Source organism: Burkholderia crassaminum, assembly GCF_964265005.1.
Taxonomy (GTDB): Bacteria; Pseudomonadota; Gammaproteobacteria; order Burkholderiales; family Burkholderiaceae; genus Burkholderia.
In genome coordinates this window covers 1,165,342-1,188,544 of record NZ_OZ183800.1, presented here as the reverse complement: position 1 = coordinate 1,188,544, position 23,203 = coordinate 1,165,342, and the positions used below count along the sequence as shown (strand labels likewise).

Genomic DNA, 23,203 nt, shown 5'->3' with positions numbered 1-23,203 from the left:
CGCCTCTGGAAGAAATGTTCCGTAGCATCTGCCACGAAACCGACTTGATGTTGAGATAGCGCTACTGTGTGCACAAACACGCCAGCGGGGCCGGCGTGGCGCCACATCAGGCCGCCGCCTTCCCACCATCTGGGAATCACTCGTTACGCGAATCGATCTCGATTTAGCGCCCGCCAATCCGGATAACGCGTTGGCAATATCGCCAAAAATGTTCCGTACCATTCGTTATTAAAAATTCACACGCGTCATACGGAATTCCCCCTACATTTACCCGGCGGTCCACAAGTATTCAAACCGCAGTAGCAGGGGTTCCGTTTATCTTCGTCCAAGGAAATTTCTCATGAAATCCAGCAAGCGCAAGATCTGTCAAGTCCTCGCTCTCGTCGTTTCGGGCATGGGTGCATCCCTCGCGATGGCCGCAGGCCCGCTGATTCAAGGTGGCGGTTCGTCGCTCGTCGCGCCGACGATCGGCGCCAACTCGCCGGCTTCGGGTGAAATCGGCCTGTTCGGCACGTCCAACGCCACGTTCACGTACTTCTCGGTCGGCTCGGGCGCCGGCCAGAACGCGTTCCTGAACAACCAGCCGACGTATTTCGGCGCAGGCGCCAACACCGCCAGCGCGGTCTACTTCGCGAACAGCGATGCCGCGCTGACGGGCGCGCAAGTCACGGCGTACAACGCCAGCACGGTCGGTTCGAACAGCGGCCCGCTGATCCAGATCCCGTACATCGTGACGGCCATCACGGTGCCGGTCGTCAACGGCCCGGCCGTGACGAGCACGAAGACGCCGCAAACGACGCCGGGTCAGGCGCACAGCATCGCGCTGAACGATGACGACCTGTGCGGCATCTTCTCGGGCAAGCTGACGAACTGGAACCAGGTCGCGAATCCGGAAGGCGGCAACTACTCGCTGAACGCACCGATCAAGGTGGTCTATCGCGCCGACGGCAGCGGCACGACCGAACTGCTGACCCGCCACCTGGCGGCAGTCTGCACGACCGCCAACACGGCGTCGGGCGTCAAGTTCATCGACTCGCTGACGTTCGCGAACACGTCGGCGTTCCCGTCGGGCGTGCCGGCGAACTTCGTCGCTGCGTCGGGCAGCGGCGGCGTTCGCAATACGCTCACGACGCTGTCGTCGGCCGGCACGGCCGCCGTCGCATACCTGAGCCCGGACTACACGAACACGTTCATCGCATCGCAAAGCACGGTCGTGACGCCGTCGGGCGCGCTGCAACTCCCGCTCGCCAGCCTCTTCAACAAGACGGCCAACGCGTACTACGCGCCGACGTATTCGAACGCGACGACGGCAGTCAACACGACTGCAGCGCCGTCGAACCAGGCCACCGCTTCGGACCCGACGCAGTGGGTGCCGGTCTCCGGCGCGGCTTACGCTTCGCTGGCCAACCCGTCGTCCGGCTATCCGGTTTCGGGCACGAGCCAGATCATTCTGAGCCAGTGCTATGCCGATCCGACGGTTGCCTCGAATGTTCAGAGCTTCCTGAACAACCACTACACGAGCGCCAGCAACGCGACGGTCGTGCACGGCAACGGCTTCGACACCGTCCCGTCGGGCTTCAAGACCGCGATCCTCGCCGACTTCCTGAGCAACAGCAGCACGTACGGCCTGGATATCAACGACGCATCGGCCTGTGGTTTCATCCCGGGCCGGTAATCCGGATCCTCTCTGATTCAACGCATCCTGCTGAAACCGCCTCGAGAATTCGAGGCGGTTTTTTTATCACCGACGCCGCGCGTATCGATTCAACGATAAGCCTGTTGCATGTCGGATCGAGTCGATACCTGTACGTTGCGTTCGACCCTGTCTCCGAGGAATTCACATGAAATTCAACAAACGCAAGGTCTGCCATATCCTGGCACTTGTCATCCCTGGCGCAAGTGCGTCGCTCGCCATCGCAGCCGGCCCCGTCATCCAGGCCGGCGGTTCGTCGCTCGTCGCTCCGCTGATCGGCGCCAACTCGCCGGCTTCTGGTGAAATCGGCCTGTTCGGTACGTCCAACGCCACGTTCACGTACTTCTCGGTCGGCTCGGGCGCCGGCCAGAACGCGTTCCTGAACAACCAACCGACGTTCTTCCGCGCCGGCGCCAACACCGCCAGCGCGGTCTACTTCGCGAACAGCGATGCCGCGCTGACGACCGCGCAAGTCACGTCGTACAACGCCGGTACAGTCGGTTCAAACAGCGGCCCGCTGATCCAGATCCCGTACATCGTGACGGCCATCACGGTGCCGGTCGTCAACGGCCCCGCGGTGACGAGCACGATCACGCCGCAAACGACGCCGGGTCAAGCGCACAGCATCGCGCTGAACGACGACGACCTGTGCGGCATCTTCTCGGGCAAGCTGACGAACTGGAACCAGGTCGCCAATCCGGAAGGCGGCTACTACTGGCAGAACGTACCGATCAAGGTGGTCTATCGCGCCGACGGTAGCGGCACGACCGAACTGCTGACCCGCCACCTGGCTGCGGTCTGCACGACCAGCAACACGGCGTCAGGCGTCAAGTTCGTCGATTCGCTGACGTTTGCGAACACGACAGCATTTCCGACCGGCATGCCGTGGAGCTTCGTCCCGGCTTCGGGTGACGGTGGCGTCCGTGCTTCGCTGGCTTCGCTGTCGTCGGCCGGCACGGCCGCCGTCGCATACCTGAGCCCGGCCTACACGAATACGTTCATCGCGTCGCAAAGCACGGTCGTGAGGCCGTCGGGCGCACTGCAGCTCCCGCTCGCCAGCCTCTACAACACGACGGCCAACACGTACTACGCGCCGACGTATTCGAACGCGACGACGGCAATCAACACGCTTGCCGCGCCGTCGAACCAGGCCACCGCTTCGGACCCGACGCAGTGGGTGCCGGTCTCCGGCGCGGCTTACGCTTCGCTGGCCAACCCGTCGTACGGCTATCCGGTGTCGGGCACGAGCCAGATCATCCTGAGCCAGTGCTATGCCGATCCGACGGTTGCCTCGAATGTTCAGAGCTTCCTGAACAACCACTACACGAACGCCAGCTACGCGACGGTCGTTCACGGCAACGGCTTCGACACCGTCCCGTCGGGCTTCAAGACCGCGATCCTCGCCGACTTCCTGAGCAACAGCAGCGACTATGGGCTGGACATTAACAACTCGACGAACTGCATTTTTGTCACGGGTCGGTAATCCGGATCATCTCTGATTCAACGCGTCCCGTTGACCCCGCCTCACGTGTTCGAGGCGGGGCATTCTCATTCCGCCCAGTTCGATAGACGTTGATTCAGACGGCTCAGAACCTGTTCAGCTTCCCAAGCTCCTCCTTGCTGAGCAACGTCCGCTGGGTCGGACCTGCCGCACCAAACCCCAGCAGCGAAACCGCATTGGACGAATCGTAGCCAACCTGCTCAGACTTGCGACGCTTCGATCCACTATCCGGACCGTTATCTCCGAAGCCCTCGACCTGCACGCTGATCGTCCATCGACGCGGCGCGACACCTGATGCATTGTTCTTTGCAATATCCTGCGCAACCTGGCTCGCCGCAGACGCAGCAGAACTCGCAGCCGTCAGCGCCCCCGTGTTCACTGCCTGCACGAGCGGAATACCGGTTGCCTTACCCGTCACCTGGATGTTGTCGGCGTTCACCACACGCAAAGCAGCAACGTTGAGGTTGCCCGCGCGAATACCCGCATCGCCCGCATCGACCGTACCGCGCGGCGCGATCAGGTTGACCGTTCCCTTCGGTGCATCCGGGATACTTTGCAGCGTCGCGATCCCTGCGCCCGTCACCTGCCCGCGCGCGTCGACCGTACAGTAGTGGTTCGCATCACACACATACTGCGGTGCCGGCGTGTCGGCCGACGTCTTCGCCCCCTTGCCGGCGTTGATATCGCCGTTCGAACTCCAGATCGTCATGTCACCGCCCTGCTCGGTAAAGATCCGGCTCTGCGCGAGCAGCACACTCTGGTCGGTAAAGATATCGACGTTGCCTTTCTCGAGCGTCAAGATCCCCATCGTGCCGGGGCCAGCGACAACCTTCCCCGTACTGTCGACGATCTGCGGCGGCGCTGTCGTACTGCCGACAAGCGCCTGCCCACCCGGCCCGAGGATCGTCACGTCGCCGCCCTGCTGAGTCTGGATCGTCGTGCTGCGGATGTCGAGGCTGCCCGTACTGATCTGCTTGTTCGCACCGTTGGAGCCACCGCCCAGATTGTTCGCCGTATAGCCGTACGAAGCCGGGAACAGCGTGTTGATCGCCTGATAGCCTCTCCCGTACTGGCCGCTGTATCGGCTCGTGGGATCGTTGAAATCGGCACCGACTTGCGCGAGCACGCCGAATAGCACCTTTTCCGCGAAGAGTTGCTGTACGTAGGACGGCAGCGCCTGGAACTGCTTCCACGCTTCGTCAGCCGTCAACTGGCCGACCTTTGCCAGTGCCTTGTCCTTGTCTGCCTGCAACCCCGTATCGACACCCAGCCCCGCGTCGTACTGCTCCATGAACGAGATCAACGCCGGCGTCGCGCTCGGTACGCCGGCAACCGCGCTACCCGGCGCGATATAAGTTGAGACGAACCCCGGTAAATCGACGCCGGGGCCCACGCCGAACAACACGTTGACGTTCGCGCTCTCGTGCGGCAGGTTCGGATTGTTCGCATTGCCTATTGCGTCGATACCGGTGAAAACATGTGCGATCCCATCTGTACTGGCGTGCTGGTTATACAACTCCGCCTGACTCGTCAGCGGGCCGATGTTGCGTCCCGCCTGCACATCGAACCATCCCGGCCCGCCGATCGCCAACACCGGGACAGCGCCGCCACCGGTGTTGGCGATCGGAGTGTCGTAGATATCTCGGCCGGCCACGACTCGTGTCACATCGGAGCTGCGCAGATTCTGCCCCCAGAACGCCAGGTTGACGATGTCCTGCCCGGCCTGCACCAGCGCCGGTTTGTCGATCGATAGCGTAATGAGGCTCCGGTAGAAGCCGTCACTGTAGTTGGGATTTTCCACTGTGCCGTTGACGATGCTTCCATTCAGGCTGTAAATGCGCGCGGGCTGCATATCGTCGCGATGCAGTGCACTCAGCGCATGTCCGGCAAGTGTCGCATCGGTCAATGCCGGAATCACGGCGAGTGGATTCGTCGGTGAAGGCATCTGCGACGGATCGGCATCAGACATACCGAACGTATTGGGCAAGTTGGTTCCAACCAGTATTGACGATATGCTGGAAAGATTCACGGATCGATCCGCAACCAGATTCAACTGACCGACGGCCGACGGATAAAGCACACCACCGGATTGGACATTGATCCCTCCGTCAAATGCCGTCAGATTGACGCTCGCCGGCAGTACTCCATTTGCCCCGGTCAACAAGCCACCGAGCGCACCGATTCGAATGTCGCCGGTTGTGGAGAGCACATTCACCGCGGAAGTCGGTGAGTATCCCTGGCTGTCGGCGTACTGTCCGTATTCCGACAGGTTGACGGCTCGGGTTGGCTGCCCCCCGGGCGGCGCGAAACGACTCGCATAGGACGGATCCAACACCGCACCGATGTCTGCGCCTTGACGCGCCGTGACATCGAATGTGCCATCCTGCGTCGCAAGCACCGTCGATACGGCAATTGGAGCCACCCCAGTCTGAGGAGACAAGACGGTGATGTCCGACCCGATGCTTCCGCCGGCCGATATCGTCCCTGCTCCCTTCGCGACGAAGTAGTCGCCACTCAGAATATCGCCGCCCGCCCGCACCGTCAGATTTCCGCCGCCGACAGTGACAGGCTTACCGCTTCCATTCAGGTACCACGTAGTCGGGAGCGACGCGGCGAAGTCCGAGATATTGCCACCGGCGCTGATCGATACGTTGCCGCCAACACTCAATACACCTTGGCCGAATGCGCCGAAATCGATCGACGATCTCGTCAACGGAGCAACAATTTCACCGTTACTCGCGGTTGCCCCCGCAGTGATCTGCATCCACTGCCACCAGTACTGACCGATGCTGTTACCCGCCCCGCCCGTCACTGCGCCATTCGCATCGGTAACGTTCTGAACGCCATTGATGTCACCCTGCACACGAATCGAAATGTCGCCGGCCGAATCCGGGTTCACTGCAGGCGTGACCAGAATGTCTTGCAGACCCGGCTGGTTACCGTGCATCACCGCCGAAGCTAGTCCCAATGCCGGCGAACCCTGTGCAGGCGCCCCCGCCGCATACACCACCCCCGGTGCGGTGGCATCCGCCAGCGTGAAATCATTGCCTGCCGCAATGTCGATCGATCCCGTGCCGGTCCGGATGGTCGTCGGCTGAAGCAACGTCAATCCATTCGAATCGACGTAAGCAGTGTGCTGGTTCAGGATTACGTTTCCGGCAAGCGTGCCACCGGCGTTCAATGCGGCGGCAGGCTGTACGGCGAGCGGATTGGCACTTGCCAGATCTGCGCCGCCAACAATGCGATATGACGTGCTTTGACCACCCAGCAATGCGGCATAGCTGATCGGCAGCGGGTTGTCTTTCGTTGCAACGTTGGCCGTCGTATTGCCTGGCAATGCACCGATGTTGACACCCGTGTTAGGGATCGACAGCGGAGAGGCAGGCGCATAGAAGAAGCTATACGCGTTCCTTGGATCAACGAACGCAAGATTGGGCGATTTCGTGAAAGTCAATCGCGCCAGATAGTTCCCGTATAAAGCGATGTACTGTCCGTAATCGTCAGGCTTTGACGACATGACCGGCGGCGTCGGCGTACCAAATTTCTCATAGAAAACCACGCCGTTTCGCACTATTCCGGCAACGGTGTTATTTGTATACCCAGACAACCAGGAACCTGGACCAAAGTACGCGTTCGCATAATCCTGGTATGACGCATAGTTCGATAGCACCGGAGCGGCGACACGCAGCGGGACATAAGGCATGATGTGAAATGCATAGTTTCCGCTTGCCCAGTATCCGTAATACGAACCCCATGAATTGCCGTACTCCAGATAGTCGGAGTAGTACAGAGGCGCCTGATTCTGGAGTGGCGCAGTCAATGCAACGTTAGGGTCGTAGAGCGGATTCGTCGAATCTTTACTGATCGACGTCAGTGACTGGGTTGATCCATCGGTAAATTGCACGGTGATCGACGTCGGATCATCCAGCGACATCAAGCTGTTGTACAACGCCAGCGCCGCCGCATACGTCCCGGTAGCAGAACCCGTCCCCGCCGCCCCCAGAATCGTCGCGACCTGGCTCTGGAAAAAACCGTCGGTGATACTCGCTTCCGCATCGAAATTGTTCGTCGCCCGGAACGTCAGCATCGGCGCGATCGTTCCGTTGTAGCGATACGAAGGCACGATCACCCCGTTGTTGTTCGGCAGCCCTGCGCCGAGATTCCAGTTCGACAGGATCGAGATGTTGCCGCCGTTGATCGCCGTGCTCGGATTGTCGAACTCGATCCCCGGCGCCACGCGGAAATTCGCGATATTCGCCGTCGATCCCTGCAGCGTCGGCCCGTTGGCGCCGAGCCCGCTCTGAATGAATCCCATCAGCGTGCCAGGCGTCATCGACAGCGTACCGTCGCTCGCCTTGACGATCTGTCCGCCGTAGAAATTCTGATGATCGGCGTTCGCGGTCGTCGGCACGAAGTACGCGCTGCTCATCCCCGGGAAACCGATCGCCGTGATGCCGTTATACAGCGAGGCCTGGTCCGCGTCGCTGCCCGTCAATGTCACCTGCGCGCCAGTCGCGTTGTTTGTCAGCGTACCGCCACCGTCGCCGTTCGCGTTCGGTGCGAACGTGAAGGTCGGCGGGTTGGCGCCTTGCGCGGTGAACGTGCCGCCCAGCAAATGCCCGTTGCCGTCGTACCAGCCGGCCGGATCGACGATGCCGTCGAAGTGCTGCGCGCCCGACGTCGCGTCGGTCGTGCTCCACGTCGCATACGCCTCGAGCGTTGTTGCACGGGAACCGACGATGCCCTTGCCGCTGTTGAACGTATTCGGCAACTGCACGTCGACGCTGCCGTCCGCAAGCAACGGCGCGCGGAAATTCACGGTGCCGCCGGACAACCCGCCGGCCGTTCCGCCCGATACGTCGATCAGTGCATTCGCGCCTACCCGGATCAGCCCCGAACGCGACGGGTCGATGTTCTCGTAACCATAAGTCGTGTTGTACGGATTCGCGATGGTCGGATCGAACACCGCGCTCGTGCCGATATTCACATTGCCGCCGCGCTGCGTCGGATCGGAGCCGCGCGCGAGCAGCGTGCCCTCGACATCGACGCCGCTGCGCCCGTACAGGTTGATCTGCCCGCCCGCCTTGCCCGACGCGTCGATCGTCCCCAGCACGTTCACGTTGCCGTTTGCCGTATCCGACGCATTGCCCGCGCCGCCGTCGGCCGTCAGCTGCACCGAGCGCGCGGTCAGCGCGTTGCCGGCCGACAGCGTCAGGTTGCCCGACTTCGTGTGAACGGCAATCGACTGGTTCACGCCGCTCGATGCGAGCGTCTTCGCGAGCGAATCGAGATCGGCCGCGCCGGCGGTGTCGAGCGACAGCGAACCGCCCGCGTAGCCGTTCGTCGCACCACCCTTGATCGTGCCGTTCAAATTCACGACCTGCTTCGGCGCCGACAACGTCAGGCTGCCCGCCGCGCCGCCGCCCTTCGCGCCCGAGAAGTCGAGCGTCGTGCCTGACTGCACATCGACCGTCCCTGCATCGGCAGTCAGCACGATCGAACCGGCCGGCGCGTATTGCGTCACGTCGAAGAACTGCTTCGACACACCGGCCGAACTGACCGTCGACCCGCCGCCGATCGTCAGGTTGCCGGTGGTCGCTTCGAGGCTCACGTTGCCGGCCGGTGCGGCGATCGTCGCACCGTTGTCGGCGAGCGTGCCGCCCACGAATTTCCATGCACCGCCCACCGGCGTCTTCGTCAACGCCGTGCCCGCCGCGCCGTTCAGTGTCAGCGCGCCGGTCGTCTTCACGGTCGACGCGGAACTCGTATCGGCGAAATACACCGGCGCATTGAGCGTCACCGGCAGCGCACCGAAATCGAACGTCCCCATGCCTTGCCCGACGATGCCGCCGCTTGCGGTCATGTTCGCCGACGAGAAGCCGCTCAACGTCTTCGCGCCCGTGCCGAAATCGATCTCCTTCGCGTTGACCGTCAGCGTGCCGTTACCCGGCGTGACCGTGCCATTAGGCGCACCCGTCTCGTTCGTGAATGCGATCTGCTGCCCGTTCAGCGTCACGCGGCCGCCGTCGCTCGTGAACGTGCCTGCGCTCAGGTCGACGCTCTTGCCGAACGTCGCGTTCACGTCGCCGACGAAGCCCATCGCGCCGTAGCTGCGCAGCGACACGAGATCCGCATTGGCAAGCTGCGCAAGTCCCGCCTGATCGATCACGAAGCCCGGCAAGTTCGCAGCAGCCGCGCCACTCGCATTGGTGAACGTGATCGCCGAACCGTCCGCCGTGATCGCCTTCGCCGACAGCACCGCGCTCGGGTCAACTTTCAGGTTGCCCGACGAATCGAGCATCAGCGCCTGACCGCCCGACAGCGTCGCACCTGCGCCGACCGTCAACAGCCCCGTGCCGGTGCCGCCCGTGCGCGTGAGCGGCGCCATCGCGCCGTTTGACACGCGCAGCAGCGCACCGTCGCCGGCGATCGTGATCGGCTGATCCTTCGCCGCCGGATAATCGCCTGCCGCTACGATCGACGCACCTGCGTCGACACGCAAGCCGTTCGCCGCATTCGGGTCCGTGCCGCTCGCGTCGGTCTTCGTCACGAGCAGGATTTCGGGGCCCTTCAACGACGAGTTCGCATCGTTCGACACCACCACGCTGTTCGCGATCGGCGTGATCGTCACGCCCTTCGTTGTCCCCGCGCGCGTGCCACCGATCAGCAGGCTGCCCGCGTTCAGCGAATCGAGCGCGTCGCCGCCGATCTGCAGATAACCGGGCAGCGCCGCGCTGCCGTTGCCGGTGATCTGGATGTCCTGCGACGCGACGTCGACCTCGGCCGGTGCGCCGCCTATACCAGCCGCGGCGTTCAGCGTCGCGCCGAGCGTCAGCGCCTTCGTCGCGGCCAGCACGAGCTGGCCGCCGTCCACCGGCAGCGGCGGCGTCACGTTACCCTGTTTCGCGGCCTGCGCGGTGAAGAAGGCGTTCGCGCCCTTCAGCGTGTACTGCGAATACTGTTGCCACGTCGCACCCGACTGCACGTTGAAGAGCGTCGGCGTCGCGCTGCGGCCGCCCGTCACCGCATCGGCGAAGTACCCGGCCGCCATCACCGTGCCGTCCGGCAGCACCTGCGACGCGCCCGGCACGACGTTGCCCGTCGCCGACGACACGGTCACACGGTACGCGCCCGGCAGCGTCGCGTACTTGCCCGGCAGCAGCGTGTAATAGCCGGGCGCCAGGCCCGGCACGCCGGACAGGTACACGGCCTTGCCGATCGCGTCGTTCAACCCGGCCTGACCGACGCCGAGCGTCGAGGTCTTCGTCGTCGGCGTGCCGTTGCTGCCGACGTCCGGCTGCACGGTCTGGGCGAACAGCGGATCGTATGCGGCCACCGGCGATTGTGTGCCCGGCACGATTGCATAGACGTTTCCGGCACCCGCGTTGACCGGCACCGCCGTCGCACCCTTGCCGCTCGCGTAGCTCACGTTGTATTGCGACAGCACGTCGCGCGTGCCGCCCGTGCCTGGCACCCATTCGGCGGCCTGCAGGTCGCCGCCGCCGGAGAGATCGATCGTCGCGCCCTTGTTGAGCGCGACGCTGGTGCCGTTCACGCCGATGTACTTCGCGGGCGGCCCATTCAGGTCCGATGCCGTCGTGCCCGCGAGCGGATTGAACTGCCATTCGACGCCGTCGATCGTCGTGCCGTACGGAATGATCGACCTGCCGTTCGAAACCGACGTTACGCTGCCGTTCGCGAACGTCACCGAATCGGTCGCGACGAGCGGCAGGTTGCCGAACTGCTTCTGTGTCGCGGCGTTCGTCGGATCGCCGACGCCGAACACGAGCGTGCCCGACGGCGCACGTACGTTACCGCCCTGCACGATGTTCGTTGCATCGACGAGCAGCGTGCCGCCGGCCGACAGCGGCGTGCCGGACGAACCGGTCGTGCCGAAGGTGACGGTGGTCGGCGCGGGCTTGCCGGTGGTCGAATCGACCGGGCCGACTGCGTCGATGATGAAGGTGTTGCCGGTGGCCGGATACAGGCTCGCGGCATTGAGCGTCACGTTGCCCGGCGTGTACAGCTCGCCCGGCAGCAGCACGTTGCTGGTCTGCGACACACTGGTCGAACTCAGCCGGATATCGCCGCTGCTCGCCAGATTCGCCTGACCGATGTTGTTCAGCTGGAACTGATTGCGCAGGTCGAGGAACGACGCGTTGACGTTCAGCGTCGCATCGGACAGCGTCGCGACCGGTGCGAATGCGGGCGTTGACGGGGTTACGGTCGGGCCTGCAAGCGCGACATAAGGCGCGTTGATCGTCACCGTCGCGCCGAGAGGATGGGCCGGCGGCTGCGCGAGTTGGTCCGCGAGCGCCGAACTGCCGCCTGCAGGCTTGGCCGGCGTCGACAGCAGCGTCGAGAGCTGATCCATTCCGATTGCCGCGATTCGCCCGGTATTCAGCGTCACCGATTCGGGTAACGTCAGATTCACATCACCGGCAAACACGATCGGCGGCACCGACACGGGAATCGGGGACGGCGTGCTGTCGCCCAGCACGAGATTCGCGATTCCCGAACCGTTCAGGCGATCGGCGGCGAACTGGATCACGCCCGTCGGCTGGCCGATCGGCTGCCCGGTGGTCGGATCGATCGCGGTCGAGAAATCCTGGCCCGGCGCAAGTCCGGCGGGTACGAGCGTCCCGCTCTGCCGCACGACGAGTGCCGTCGCGCCGGCCGAGCCGCTGTTCTGATGCGGCAGGATCGTCAGCGTGCCGCCGCGTGCCTGGGCCGCTCCGCCGTGGCCAACCAGTGTCGCATCCGAGAAGAGACCGTACGCGGCCGACAGCGTGATCGAGCCGGCATCGCTCCACACGGGCTGTGACGCATAAGTGCCGTTCGCCTGCAAACGATCGAAGTTCGCCGACGCACCCGACACATCGATCGTCGAACCGGCTTGTGCAACAACGTAGCCCGAGTCGCTCGACAGCGTCACCGAACCGCCCGGCAGAACCTTGCCTGAATTGGGCACGACAGTCGTTCCACCAACTTTGACCGGCGCGGCGAGCGGATTGGCGAGCGCAACACCGGATACATCGAGCGTGGCATCCGGGCCAAGCCAGACGGACCGGCTGCTCTGCCCGGCCGCAATGCCGCCCGCGTTCGCGCCCAGCGAGATCACCCCGCCCGGCGCGACCACCGACCCGAGCACCGTGACCTGCGTTGGCGACGACAAAGCGACGCTCGCACCGGCATCCGCGTCGATCGACGCACCGGACGACAGCGTGACCGAGCCCGTCACGCCCGGATACGACACCGATCCCGTGCCTCCCGCGTTCGGCCATGCCACGTAACCACCGCCCGTCACCACCAGACTCGTGGGCTGCCGGTGATACGCGTCCAGTTGGCCGATCGTCGTCAGGCCGGCCGTCGTCAGGTTTGCGCCCGAGCCTGTCTGCTGGAGCGCCAGCGCGTCCGGAATACGGTTCAGTTGTGTCAGCGCGACTGTCGCGCCCGGTGCGACGGTCGAGTCGTAGTACGCATTCAGCACATACTTGCCGAAGCCCTGCCGGGAAAAGAAGTTCTCGGGCAGGTACACATCCCACGGAGATGCCGCGGACGGCGCTCCGCCGATCCTGAAGCCGAGCGCGCCCAGCGTCATCGTGCCGCCACCTGAAAAGCCCTCGCTCAGGATCGCGCCGTTCATCGCGATCGTGCCGGCTGTCGGCTGAGCATTCGGCATGTTCGGGCCGCCGTCGCCCGTATCGCCGAACTGCGCGCCTCCCGCCGGCACCGCATAGGTCTGCAACGCCACGTTGCCGCCGCGCCCAGCAGGCACGCCGTTCTGGAGCAACAGCTGGCCGTTCGCGAGCATTTCACCGCCGCCCGATACGTCGAGCAAGCTTCCCGGTTGCAGCAGTACCGAGCCCGTCGTGTCGACGGCATTGCCGTTCACAGTGACCGATCCCTGCGTCGCCGACAACGAGATGCTGCCTCCGTTGATGAACTGGCTGTTGCCAGGCGTCGTGCCAGGCGCGGCCTGCACGTCGTTGTTCACCCACTGGCCGGCCGCGCTGATCGCGCCCTGCGGCCCGACGACGACGTTGCCGCCGCTCGTGATCGAGATCGAACCGGACGGCGCGGACAGCCGCCCCGCAACATTCACGTCGGCGCCAGCGGCCGGGCTGTTGAGCGAGATCGACCCGCCCGGCTGCAGGTTCAGTTGCGTGCCCTGCGCAACCACGATGCCCTTGCCTGCGTTCTTGTCCTCGGTCACGCTCAGGTTCGCGAACCCGCCGTTGTTCAGCGTCGCGACCGGTACCACACGCGTTGCCTGCAGATTGTTCGGATCGTTGCCAGACAGCGATTGCGAAGCATTTTTGTCGAGCTGCGTATCGATCGAGAAACCCGGCATCAGTGCACTCAGTTGCGGCGCCCCGTCCTGCAGGATCGTCAACCCCGAGAGGGCACCGAGCGGTGGTGCCGTGGTAAAGGCCACACTGTTCCACGTCATCCCGGCCAGCGCGCCACCCGCCAGTTTCGGATCCGCACCGAGGTTGAACGTGCCGCCGGACGGCAGGCTATTGCCTTGCATCTGCTTTGCGCCGCCGAACGCCTGCGCGCTGATGTCGCCATCGAGCACCAGCGCCTGCGACGCGAACAGGTCGAGCGTGCCCGCATTGCCGCCGACGATATAGTCGGACTGGTAAGTGCCGCTCGTCAGCAGCGGGTTGTACCAGGACTTCGTCACGCCCCAGCGCGGATGGTTTTCGACGAACTGCCCGGCGATGCCGACATAGTTATCGTACGGGCTCGCCTGCCCGATCGGAACGATCGCGCCGTTGGCGTCGACGAGCCGCGTCGTGTTGACCATCCCGCCGTTGTAATGCACATACCCGCCGTTCAGGTTCATCGACGAACCCGCTGCGGTCACCACCTCGTTGCCGGACAGCGTGATCGTGCCGCCGTTGGTCAGCAACTGGTCGACGGTACGCGGAATCAGGTTCACGTAGCCCGACAGGTTCAGGATCGGGCTGCCGACCCACTGCACGCCGTCGCTGCGCGTGCCCGTCAGCGTGCTGTCGACGACCGCGCCCTTCAGCCCGAACAGGAAGCTGTTGCGCAGCAGCGGCGAATCGGCCAGCTCGTTCTGGCCGATCCGGTCGATCGTGACGAGCGTCTGCGAAATCGGCGCCTGCACGTTTGCCAGCCCCGACACGTCGATCGTCGCGCCGTCGTCCACGTAGATGCGGCCCGGCACCGCGGTCTGGCCCGGCACCTTGTTCGTCACGATCGACGGCGCATAAGCCGTCACCGATACGTTCGAGCCCGGCGCCTCGATCAGCGAGCCGCCCTGGAACCAGACGGAGCCGGCCGTCATCGTGATGCCGCCCGGCGTGAACGTCGTGCCCGGCGTCGACGTCGCGGTCTGGCCGTTGTTGTCCGGCAGTACCGTCGTCACCGAACCTGGCCCGAAGCTCAGCAGGCCGGCACGGTTGACGTTGTCGACGCCGCTCAGGACCTGATTCGGATACGGATTGCCCAGCGGATTGTTCGACGCGTACTCGTCCGCCGTCGAGATCGTGATCGTGCCCGGCGTGTTCACGCTCGTCGTCACGCCGACCACGCCGTTCTGCGCAACGCGGCTGCCGAGCAGGTTCACGTTGCCGCGTGCAGCCTGCACGATGCCCGTATTGGTCAACGTGCCAGCCGGCGTGACGTCGATCGTACTGCCGGTCTGAAGATCCGTCGTCACGATCTGCCCGCTCAACTCCGGCAGCAGGACTTGCGGGTTGCCCGTCGTCCCGGCTCCGTTCGGCCGCAGGCTCACCCCCACGCCCGCCGCGAGCACGACCTGCCCAGACGTCGCCGAAATGCTGCCCGCGTTCGTCACGTTCGGCGCCGCAACCAGCACGAACCCGCCGTCGCTCGCCGTACCGTTGGTATGCGTCGTGATCGACGCCCCCTGCTCGATCGTCACGTCGCCCGGCGCCTGATACGTCCCGATCAGCAGCGCCTGATTACCGAGCCCCAGCACCTCGTTCGGCTTGCCCCCCGGCCCGACCGTCCCGCTCGAACTCCCCGACTCCGGATAAGCGAGCCCGCCGGTCGTCCCCGCCGGCAAGCTCAGGAACTGCTGATTGCTCGCGACGATGCCCGCCGGCGTCGGCACGAGCTGGTTCTTCATGTCGAGCAGGTTCAGCGACGACGCGACCAGCGAATGCACGTTGACCTGCGACCCCGCACCGAACAGCACACCGTTGCGGTTGATCACATACACGGCCCCCTGCGCGGTGATGTTGCCGAGAATCTGGCTCGGCCGCCCGCTCGGGTCGTTGATCCGGTTCAGCACGGCCCAGTTGTTCGCGCCGTTGGTCTGGGTGCCGCCCGACTGATCGAAATTCAGCGTCGTCTGCCGGCCGACGTTCATCGTCTCCCACGTCAGCACCGCGTTCTGCCCGGTCTGCTTGACGTCGACGTTCACGTGGCCGCTGCTGTCGACGGTCTGCTTCGGTCCGTTCGCGTTGACCCACAGCAGCGGGTTACCGGTATCCGTGTTCTGACTGATCTGGTTGCCGTTGCCGTCCGTCACGAAGGTCACGCCGTTCGCCACCTGCAGCCCGCCCGGCGCGAGCCCGTTCGGCACGGTCGAAGGCAGCTTCGCCGCCGCAGCAGCCGCATTCTGCTGCGCGGCAATCTGCGCGGCGATCGCATGTGCGGCATACCCGAGGTTGCGGATCGACGGCTGGCTCGCCTGCAGCGCCTGCTGCGCCGACACGCCGAGATTCGGCATGCCCGGCGCGCCGCCGGCGCCACCCGCGCCGCCGCCGGACGCACGCGCGGCCGCCGCCCCGAGGTTCATGATGCCGGCCGCCTGCACGTGCGCGGACGCGCCCGCCAGCAGCATCAAGGCCACGGCCCGGACCAGCGGCCGCAGTTCCGATTTCAGGACCGGGCGCAAGCCCGTCGCGTCAGGTTGTCGTGCCGTGCGTGCGCGTGCTGCCATTCTTCACCCCGAATCCTATGAAATTGCGCTTGACGACGCTCGCGCCGAAGACGGCACCGAGCCGTCGCCGCGCTGGGTCGTTGCGACCGGGATCGAACCCGGTCACTGGAATCACACGAACATACGAAGGCCCGATGGCAACGGCATGGCGGGTGTTACGGACCATTCGGGCCGCACGCGAAAGGTCCGTAGCTTTTGTCACAGTCAGCCGGTCACGCGGTTTCGCGGTGCGTGCGGATGCGGGCCGCGAGCGCCAGCGCCACACGCTCGACCAGCGCCGGCCAGTCGCCGGGCAGCCCCTGCCGGAACAGTGTCGCGCTCGGGTACCACGGGCTGTCGTCACGTTCGAGCAGCCAGCGCCAGTCCGGCACGCGCGGCAGCAGCACCCACACGGGACGCCCGAGCGCGCCGGCCAAATGCACGACCGAGGTATCGACGGCGATCACGAGGTCCAGCGCATCGACGAGCGCCGCCGTTTCCGCGAAATCCCTCAGCTCCGCCTCGAACGACAGCACGCCGCTTGCCGCGAATGCGTCGGCATCGCGCGAACGCACGCCCACCTGCAGGCTGACGAACGTCGCGTCGAGCGCGACCAGCGGCGCGAGCGCGGTGAACGTCATCGACCGGTTTTCATCGTTTGCATGATCCGGATTACCCGACCATGCGAGCCCCACTCGCAACCGTCGCGCCGGTGCGGCCGCATCGAGCCGGTCGATCCACGCGGCACGCCGCTGCGGGTCGGCATGCAGGTACGGCACGTCGGCCGGCACCGTATCGAGCGTCGTCCGAAACGCGAAAGGCAGGCTCATCATCGGGCAATGAAGATCGAACGCCGGCGCAGGCTGGCCGTCGGCGACGACGCGGCTCACGCCGCTCAAGGTGCCGAGCAGGCCAGCGAGCGCGGCCGGTGCGTCGATCAGCACGGTCGCGCCGCGATCGTGCGCAAGGCTCGCATAGCGGCAGAACTGCAGCGTGTCGCCGAAGCCCTGTTCAGCGTGCAGCAGCAGCGTGCGACCGGCGAGCGGTTCGTCGCCCGTCCATTGCGGGCGGCCGGCATGGCGCCGGTGCAGCATTACGTCGGCGGCATCCCAGCGCGCTTCATGCTGCCGCCAGCCTGCATCGAAGTCGCCCATCACCAGGCGGCAGAACGCCTCGGACCGGCGTGCGATGCCGTGATTCGGATCGCGCACGGTGGCCAGCGCGAAATCGGCGAGCGCGGCGTCGTAGTCGCCGAGTTGCTGGCGTGCGACTGCGCGCGTGTAGATCTCCTGCGCCGTCCGTCCCGGCGCGCCGGCCGCCGCCGCATAGCTCGCGAGCGCATCGTCGTAGCGGCCGAGCAGTTGCAGCGCGATCGCGCGATTGCACAGCACTTCCGCGTGCGGGCCGCGCGCGTCGAGCGCACGGTCGTAATGCGCGAGCGCTTCGTCGCAGGCACCGAATGCCCGCAGCGCACCGGCCCGGTTGCGCAGCGCGTCGAAATCCGCCGGCGCGCGCGCGAGGGCTTCCCCGTACGCATGCGCGGCTTCCTCGTGCCGCCTCAGCCCGAGCAGCGCGTTGCCACGGCCGACCCACGCGCCGACGTTGTCGCGGTCGCGCGCCAGCAGCCGGTCGCTACGCTTGAGCAGTTCGTCGCGCAAATGCAGCAGATCGAGCGCGACACAACTCACGAACAGCAGCTGCATGTCGTCCGGCGTCCGCGCGAGCGCTTCGTCGAGACACGCCAGCGCTTCGGCCGGACGCCCCAGTTCGATCAGCGTATAGCCGCACGCGTAGACGAGATCGGGCGTCTTGCCGCGCACCACCATCGCGAGCTGAAAGCAATGCAGCGCCTCGTCGCCGCGGCCGAGCGCGCGCAACGCATGGCCGCGTTCGGCGAGCGCAGCCGGGTCGTCGGGATCGATCCGCAGCGCACGCTCGATGCTGATCAGTGCGTCGGCAGGCCGGCCGAGCGCGCGCAATGCCTCCCCGCGTCGGACCCACGACTCCGTGCGGCCCGGCTCACGCGTCAGCGCAAGATCGTACGCGCCGACCGCTTCGCCATGCCGGCCGAGCGCGTGCAGCGCGTCGCCGCGCGCCGCGTACGCCGGCGCATGGCCGGGATCGCGCGCGAGCGCCTGCGCGGCCGTGTCGAGCGCTTCACGATGACGGCCGGTGCGTGTCAGCGCCTGCGCATGATTCACGAAATTCCACGGTTGATTCAGCCCGGAGCGCATCGATCGCGCAATCAGCGGCGCCGCGCGCACGGGATCGCCCAGCTGGAGATGCACGAACCCGAGCAGATGCAGCGCCTCGACGTGGTCGGGCAGCATCGCCAGCACCCCGTCGTAAAGCCGCCCCGCCCCCGCGAAGTCGCGTTGCTCGAGTTTCACGCGCGCGTTGCGCAGCGCATCGTCGACGGCGGCCCGCAGCGGCGCGGCACCCGCGCCGAACGCCGGCGCCGTGCTCATCGCGATGCTCCCGCCACCAGTGCCGGCAACGCGTCGCGCATCCGCTCGACGACCGGTGCCCACTGTCCACCGTCCGGCTGGCGAAACAAACGCGCGCCCGGATACCACGGGCTGTCGTCGCGATCGAGCAGCCAGCGGAAGTCGGGCGTGTGCGGCAGCATCACCGCGAGCGGCCGGCCGAGCGCACCGGCCAGGTGTGCAACCGACGTATCGACGCTGATCACCGCGTCCATTGCCTCCGTCAGCGCGGCCGTTTCCGCGAAATCCGTCAGTTCGTCACCGACGAAGCGGATCGGGCTCGCATCGAGCACCGGACGATCCTCGTCGCGGATCACCTTCTGCAGGCTGATCCATTCGTAGCGGTCGTCGAGCAGCGGCGTCAGGTCGGCGAGCGTGATCGAGCGGTTGCGGTCGTTCAGGTGCAGCGGGTTGCCGGACCACACGAGGCCGACGCGCGGCCGGTCGGCCGCGCCCAGCCGCGCGCGCCAGTGCTCGACCCGCGCAGGATCGGCGCGCAGGTACGGCACACTCGCCGGAATCGACGCGAGATCGGTGCGGAATTCGAGCGGCAGGCTCAACAGCGGGCAATGCAGGTCGAACGGCGGCAGCGGGTCGCCGCGCGCGACGAGCACGTCGACGCCGTCGAGCGTCGCGAACAGCGCCTTCAGCTCGACCGGCGCCTCGACCACGACGCGTGCGCCGAGCGCCTTCACGAGCGGCACGTAGCGGCAGAACTGCAACGTGTCGCCGAGCCCCTGCTCCGGATACAGCAGGATCGTCTGCCCGTCGAGCGGCATGCCGTGCGTCCAGCGCGGCTGCGCAAAATCGCGCCGGCTGCCGTCGAGCTGGCTGTCGCGCCAGCGCCATTCGTATTCGGCCCAGCCGGCGTCGAAGTCGCCGATCGACAGGCACAGGAACGAACGCATGCAGTGCGCGTGCGCATAGTCCGGGTCGATGTCGATCGCTTCCGCATACGCGCGCAACGCATCCTCGTGGCGCCGAAGCGCGCGCAACGCGCTGCCGCGGTGGAAGTGCGCGAGCTTGTCGCGTGGCGTCGCGGCGATCACGTTGGCGAGATCGTCGAGCGCGTCATCGTAGCGATGCGCTTCGAGTCGAACCCGCGCACGCGTGAACGACGCGGGCGCATAGTGTGGATCGATCGCCAGCGCGCGGTCACACATGTCGTGCGCATCGTCGTGACGGGCCACCTGCATCAGCGCGCACGCGTAGTTGCACAGCACGCCCGTGCTGCCCGGCTCGACGTCGAGCGCGCGCGCATAGCTGTCGACCGCATCCGCAAAGCGGCCCAGGTGGCTCGCCGCATTGCCGCGATTCGCGTGCGAGCGTGCATGGCGCGGGTCGATCGCGAGCGCACGGTCGCAGCGCACCAGCGCTTCGTCGTGCCGGCCGAGCTGTTCGAGTGCGATCGAGCTGTTGAAGATCGCATCGACGAACGTGGGGCTCGCCGCGATCGCCGCGTTGAAATCCGCCAGCGCGTATTCGGGATCGTGCAGGTCGAGATACGCGACGCCACGCAGAAACAGCGCGTCGGCGCTACCCGGCCGCAGCGCGAGCGCATGACCATAGCTGTCCGCCGCCTCGCGGAAGCGGCCGAGCTCACGCAGCGCGAGCCCGCGCGCGCGCATCGCGTCGAACGTGCGGCCCGCGAGTGCGATCGCGCGATCGCAATCGGCGAGCGCGTCGTCGCAGCGGCCGAGCGCGCGCAGCATGTCGCTGCGCTTCACGTAACCGTCGGCGAACCCGGGTGTCAGTTCGAGAAGGCGATCGTAGACCTCACAGGCTTCGTCGTACCGCGCGAGTTGCGCGAGCAGCCCGGCCCGCTGAAACAGCACGCGCTGATGCACGGGATTGATCGCGAGCGCCTCGTCGAGCCGCGCGAGCGCATCGTGCTCGCGCCCGAGCCCGGCCAGCACCGCCGAGTAGTTCGCGAGCGCGAGCGGCACCGGCTGGCGCTCGACCGAGCGCCGCATCAGCGGCTCGGCATCGTCGAGGCGCCCCTGCTGGAAACGTACCGCGCCGAGCAGGTGCAGCGCCTCCGGATGCTCGGGATCGAGCGCCAGCAGCTCGGCATAGGCATGCTCCGCGTGCTGCAGCGCGCCCTCATGATGCGCCTTGCGCGCACGCACGAGCAGCCGTTCGAGCTGCATGGTGTCGGGCGGGCGGCGATCCGGCGCGACCGGCGCGCTCGCAAGTGTCGTCCCTTCCCCGTTCGGTGTCATCGTGTCGCCCTCACTTATCGCTGTTCGTATCGCGTGTCGTGTCTAACGTGTCATCGGTTCAAGCGCGGCACGCACCGCGTCGATCGCATCGGCCCAGTTGCCGGGTGCCGGCTGGCGAAATAGTCGCGCGGACGGGTACCACGGGCTGTCGTCACGCATACGCATCCAGCGCCACACCGGCGGATCGGGCAGCAGCACCCATACGCGTGCGCCCAGCGCACCCGCCAGATGCGCGACCGCGGAATCGGCCGCGATCACGAGATCCAGCGCGCCGATCAACGCGGCCCTGTCCGCGAAATCGCCTAGCTCGTCGTCGACGCGACGTACCTGCGCATCGGCCAGCCGCGCGGCGTCGCGCTCATGCACCGGTTTCTGCAGGCTGATCCAGTCGACGTCGAGATCGAACAGCGGCGCGAGTCGCGCGAAATCGATCGACCGGCCGGCGTCGTTTCGTCGTGCCGAATCGCTCGCCCACGCGAATCCGACGCGCAGCCTGCACCGTTCGCCCAGCAGCGTGTCCCACTGGCGCGTGCGCTGCGGGTCCGCATGCAGGTACGCGGCCGTGTGCGGAATCGTGTGCGCTTCCGTGCCGAACGCATGCGGCAGGCTCGACAGCGGCACATGGCAGTCGAAGGCCGGCAGCGGCTCGCCCCGTGCGATCACGCGGGCCGCACCGGTGAGCGACGCCATCAGCATGCGCAACGACGGCTGCACCTCGAGCACCACGCGCGCGCCGCGCGCAGCGACGAGCGGGACATAGCGGCAGAACTGCAGCGTGTCGTCGACGCCCGGTTCCGCATGGATCAGGATCGTCTTGCCTTCGAGCGGTTCGTCGCCGCGCCACACCGGCTGCGTGAACGACCGTGCATCGCGCGCGAGTTGCGGATCGCGCAACCGCCATTCATACCCGCGCCAGCCGCGCGCGAAATCGCCTTCCATCAGGTGCAGCGCTGCACGCGCGCAGTGTGCGGCGGCGAAGTCGGGTTGCAGCGCGAGCGCGCGATCGTAGGCGGTGAAGGCGTCCTCCGCCTTCCCCATTTCGGCAAGCAGGTTGCCGTGGGCCAGCCAGTTCGTCGCCAGATCGGGGCGCAGCTCGAGCGCATGATCGAGCGACGCAATCGCTTCTTCGTAGCGATACAGGTCCCGCAGCACGTTGCCGCGGTTCATCCACGCTTCGGCAAAATGCTCGTCGAGTGCCAGCGCGGCGTCGTAGCTGGCGAGCGCCGCATCGAAGCGCTGCAGGTCACGCAGCACGGTGCCGCGATTGCACAGTGTGTCGGCCGCGCGCGGATCGATGGCGAGCGCCCGGTCATGGCTGTCGAGTGCGTCGTCGTGGCGCTCAAGTTGCAGCAGCGCATTGCCACGGCCCGCGAGGGCGCGGACGTGGTCCGGATCGAGCGCCAGCACACGTTCGCACCGCGCGAGCGCTTCGTCCGCACGGCCGAGCCGTTCGAGCACGGCTGCGCTGTCGCAGAGCGTGTCGAGCCGCGCGGGATCGGCCGCGAGTGCGTCGTTGAAGGCGGCAAGGGCTTCGTTGAGACGATCGAGCCCGGCAAGCGTACGGCCGCGTTCGGCCATGATCGCGGCGATGCCCGGCCGGATCGCGTTGGCGCGATCGAAGCAATGCAGCGCATCGGCCGCGCGCTGCAACTCGCGCAGCACGAGGCCGCGGTTGAACCACGATTCGAACGAATGCGGATCGACCATCAGTGCACGGTCGTAGGTGTCGAGCGCGTCGTCGAGGCGGCCGAGTGCGCGCAGCGCGCCGCCGCGATTGCAGAGCGCGTCGAGCACGAGCGGCGACACCGCGAGCGCACGGTCGAACGACGCAAGCGCGTCGTCGTAGCGGCGCAGGCCGATCAACGTGTTGCCGTGACGCACGAGTGTCTGCACATCGTCGGGCGCCGCGCGCAGTGCGTTCTCGAAATGGCCGAGGGCTTCGTCAATGCGGCCGCCCTCGCCGACGATCGCGCCGAGATCCGACAGCGCGCGCACGTCCGGCGCGATCGCGATCGACTGGCGCAGCAGCGCTTCGGCCTGTTCGGCCGCACCGCGCTGGAATTGCAGCACGCCGTACAGATGCAGCGCCTGCGGATGGTCGGGCTCCTTCGCGAGCACCGCGAGGTATTCCCGTGCCGCGTCGTCGAAGCGACCCGCGCCGTGCCACTGCTGTGCGCGGCCCAGCATCGCCGCCGATTGCCATTGCCCGCGCGCGTCGTGTCCCGACGCGCCCGCGTGTGCATCATGCCGGTGCTCGACCGTCACGTTCGCCCCCTTCCCGTTTGCCGATGCCGCCGCTGAACCGGTCGATGGAACCGGTCGCGGCGGTCATGCTCGGCACGAGACTAACGGACGGCCAATAACAGACGTATGACG

Annotated in this window: 6 protein-coding genes; 2 read left to right on the top strand and 4 right to left on the bottom strand. The window is 66.2% G+C overall.

Annotated features, from left to right (window positions below; genetic code table 11):
- Positions 1–340: 340 nt before the first annotated feature.
- Both ACPTTF_RS22395 and ACPTTF_RS22390 read left to right on the top strand, forming a co-directional pair.
- Entirely contained in the window at positions 341–1,675 is a 1,335-nt protein-coding gene (locus ACPTTF_RS22395; RefSeq protein WP_423368256.1) for a substrate-binding domain-containing protein, read from the top strand.
- A gap of 166 nt (positions 1,676–1,841) precedes the next feature.
- Positions 1,842–3,176 carry a substrate-binding domain-containing protein gene (locus ACPTTF_RS22390; RefSeq protein WP_423368255.1) on the top strand — a complete coding sequence of 445 codons (1,335 nt, stop codon included), beginning with the start codon at positions 1,842–1,844 and terminating at the stop codon, positions 3,174–3,176.
- 103 nt (positions 3,177–3,279) lie between these two features.
- Here ACPTTF_RS22390 and ACPTTF_RS22385 read toward each other — a convergent pair whose 3' ends face one another.
- The 4 genes from ACPTTF_RS22385 to ACPTTF_RS22370 all read right to left on the bottom strand — a co-directional run bounded on the left by ACPTTF_RS22385 (position 3,280) and on the right by ACPTTF_RS22370 (position 23,092).
- Entirely contained in the window at positions 3,280–16,041 is a 12,762-nt protein-coding gene (locus ACPTTF_RS22385; protein WP_423369857.1) for a filamentous haemagglutinin family protein, read from the bottom strand.
- Positions 16,042–16,352: 311 nt separating this feature from the next.
- The gene (locus ACPTTF_RS22380) at positions 16,353–18,587 is read right to left on the bottom strand and encodes a tetratricopeptide repeat protein (RefSeq protein ID WP_423368254.1); all 2,235 of its coding nucleotides are present in this window, start codon (positions 18,585–18,587) and stop codon (positions 16,353–16,355) included.
- The gene (locus tag ACPTTF_RS22375) at positions 18,584–20,827 is read right to left on the bottom strand and encodes a tetratricopeptide repeat protein (protein ID WP_423368253.1); all 2,244 of its coding nucleotides are present in this window, start codon (positions 20,825–20,827) and stop codon (positions 18,584–18,586) included. The genes ACPTTF_RS22380 and ACPTTF_RS22375 overlap by 4 nt, the downstream gene beginning before the upstream one ends.
- A gap of 42 nt (positions 20,828–20,869) precedes the next feature.
- A complete protein-coding gene (locus tag ACPTTF_RS22370) occupies positions 20,870–23,092 on the bottom strand; it encodes a tetratricopeptide repeat protein (RefSeq protein ID WP_423368252.1) in 2,223 nt (740 codons plus the stop codon).
- Positions 23,093–23,203: the final 111 nt, after the last annotated feature.

Bases quoted from the DNA above. Each gene is read 5' to 3' on its own strand.
- ACPTTF_RS22395 (WP_423368256.1), top strand. From the start codon at position 341: ATGAAATCCAGCAAGCGCAAGATCTGTCAAGTCCTCGCTCTCGTCGTT.
- ACPTTF_RS22375 (WP_423368253.1), bottom strand. From the start codon at position 20,827: ATGACACCGAACGGGGAAGGGACGACACTTGCGAGCGCGCCGGTCGCG.
- ACPTTF_RS22385 (WP_423369857.1), bottom strand. From the start codon at position 16,041: ATGCTGCTGGCGGGCGCGTCCGCGCACGTGCAGGCGGCCGGCATCATG.
- ACPTTF_RS22380 (WP_423368254.1), bottom strand. From the start codon at position 18,587: ATGAGCACGGCGCCGGCGTTCGGCGCGGGTGCCGCGCCGCTGCGGGCC.
- ACPTTF_RS22390 (WP_423368255.1), top strand. From the start codon at position 1,842: ATGAAATTCAACAAACGCAAGGTCTGCCATATCCTGGCACTTGTCATC.